This window comes from Oceanispirochaeta sp., from assembly GCF_027859075.1.
GTDB lineage: Bacteria > Spirochaetota > Spirochaetia > DSM-2461 > DSM-2461 > Oceanispirochaeta.
Window position 1 is genome coordinate 1 of record NZ_JAQIBL010000306.1, and the last position, 2,171, is coordinate 2,171.

At 53.3% G+C, this 2,171-nt stretch carries 3 protein-coding genes; all 3 read left to right on the plus strand.

All coding sequences use genetic code 11. The annotated features are described in order from the left end of the window. Window positions 1-73: 73 nt before the first annotated feature. The gene (locus PF479_RS17030) at window positions 74-904 is read left to right on the plus strand and encodes an energy-coupling factor transporter transmembrane protein EcfT (RefSeq protein WP_298009078.1); all 831 of its coding nucleotides are present in this window, start codon (window positions 74-76) and stop codon (window positions 902-904) included. Between the two features lie 17 nt (window positions 905-921). Continuing rightward, window positions 922-1,518, plus strand: coding sequence for an ECF transporter S component (locus PF479_RS17035; protein WP_298009081.1), 597 nt, complete (start codon window positions 922-924; stop codon window positions 1,516-1,518). Then, window positions 1,502-2,171 (plus strand): type III pantothenate kinase (locus tag PF479_RS17040; protein WP_298009083.1); only part of this gene is annotated, 670 nt, incomplete at its 3' end. The genes PF479_RS17035 and PF479_RS17040, both read left to right, overlap by 17 nt.

Consider the following 2,171-nt stretch of genomic DNA (forward strand, 5'->3'; position numbering starts at 1 on the left):
CCCCGGCAGGCCGGATTCTGACGCCTGAGGAGCTGATCCTTTCACTGGTACCCCCTGCCGGGAGGGGCGTTTTATGAGAGACTTTGACATTCTGCAGAACCTGTCTCTGGGGCAGTACACACCGGGGGACTCGCTGATTCATGCATTGAATCCCGCTCTGAAGATTGCCGCACTGGTCATGGGAATGGTCATGGTGTTTCTCTCCGCTTTGTTTCCCCAGATGTTTCTGTTGTTTCTGCTGCTGGTCTTCATTGCAAAGCTGTCAGGACAGAAGCCGGGAGCTCTCCTCAGAGGAGTCCGACCGGTGCTTCCCTTTCTTCTGGTCATTGCCCTTATTCAGATGTTTTTTATACCCCGGAGCTATGAAAGCTCTGCTTTATTGACTCTCTTTCAATTTGAGCTCCACTCGGAGGATCTTCTCTTCACGGGGAAATTGTTCGGCCGCTTCTTCTGTCTTTTTCTGCTGTTTACCCTGTTTACGTCGGTGACAACCGTATCTGAAATAAGCCATGGGGCTGAAATCCTTTTTAGGCCGATAGGTAAGAAGAAGGGATGGTCCCATGACCTGTCACTGGTGATCACCATTACAGTCCGTTACATACCGATCCAGGCGATGGAAGCGGAACATATTACCAAGGCACAGGCCTCTCGGGGTGGCTCCTTCGGGACCTGGAAAATGGGACTCTTCAAGAAACTTCGCCTCTATATTCCCCTACTGGTCCCCCTTTTTGTAGCCGCTCTAGAACGGGCTGAAATTCTGGTGGAAGCCATGGAGGCCAGGTGCTATGAACCGGGACAGGAAAGAGGCCGCCTGGCCGAATACCCCTGGACAAGGAGAGACCTGACGGCTCTCATCCTTATTGTTTTAGGATTTTTACTGCTGATTTTCAGCAGATTTATATAACTCTTTTGGAGGAACTTATGTCTGATTCTAATCGTACCCGCAAGATTGTCGTCACCGCCGTGATGGCTGCCATTTCTGTGGTCCTGGGAGCAACACGTCTGGGATATATTCCCTGGTTTTCCGGAGCGTCTCTGACCATCATGCACGTCCCGGTCATCATCGGTGCCATTTTAGAGGGCCCTGTAGTCGGAATGATCATCGGTTTGATCTTTGGTATTTTCAGCTTAATTCAGGCGGCGGTCTCTCCTACGGGACCTGTGGATGTGTTCTTTGTGAATCCGCTGATCTCCGTGCTGCCCCGAATTCTGATCGGTTTGATTAGCTGGCTTGTCTTCAGGGCATTCCGGGGGAAATTCCTCTCCTTATCGACAATTCTGGCATCTCTGGCCGGGAGCCTGACTAATACAATCCTTGTTCTGGGTGCTCTGGGAATTGCCGGGGCCCTCCCCTGGGAGCTGATCGGCGCTATCGTCGTCGCCAATGGGCTGGCCGAAGCCGGAGCCGCCGCCGTGATCTGTACGGCCGTGATTCTCTCCTGGCAGTCTGTGGATTCCCGAGGGAAGAAATCCAAACTGGATGATCTGAAGGAAGATGATAATGCTGCTGGCCGTTGATGTAGGGAATACCAATATCGTTCTGGGCATTCATGACGGAGAGGCCTGGAGAAATCACTGGAGAATCAGTACGGATACCTCCAAAATGCCTGACGAGTATGGTGTTCTGGTCCGTGATCTCCTCCGTGAAGGAGATGTGAACCGGAATTCCATCACCCAGGCTGTCATCAGTTCGGTTGTCCCCGGACTCACAGGCAAGATACGGGAGATGATCTATCAGATGACGGGTTTTGAACCCCTCATCGTCGGCCCCGGGGTCAAAACGGGTCTAAAGATTCTCATTGAGAATCCTGCCGAACTGGGAACAGACATCGTCTGTAACTCCGTGGCGGCTTATAACAGAATTCAGGGGAACTGCATCGTTGTCGATTTCGGGACAGCCCTGACCTTTACGGCCATCCGGGAACCCGGCGAGATCCTGGGTGTGTCTATTGCTCCCGGTCTTCAGGCTGCCGCCGAGGCCCTGTCGGAACATACGGCCCAACTGCCTCAGGTCTGGCTGGAACCCCCTCTTAAGGCCATCGGCACGAATACCATCAAATCCATCCAGTCCGGCGTGGTTTTGGGTTATACAGGGCTGGTTGAAGCACTGATCGACCGCATGAAGGCCGAGTTGGGCGGGTCCGCCTCTGTCATTGCCACCGGGGGCAGGG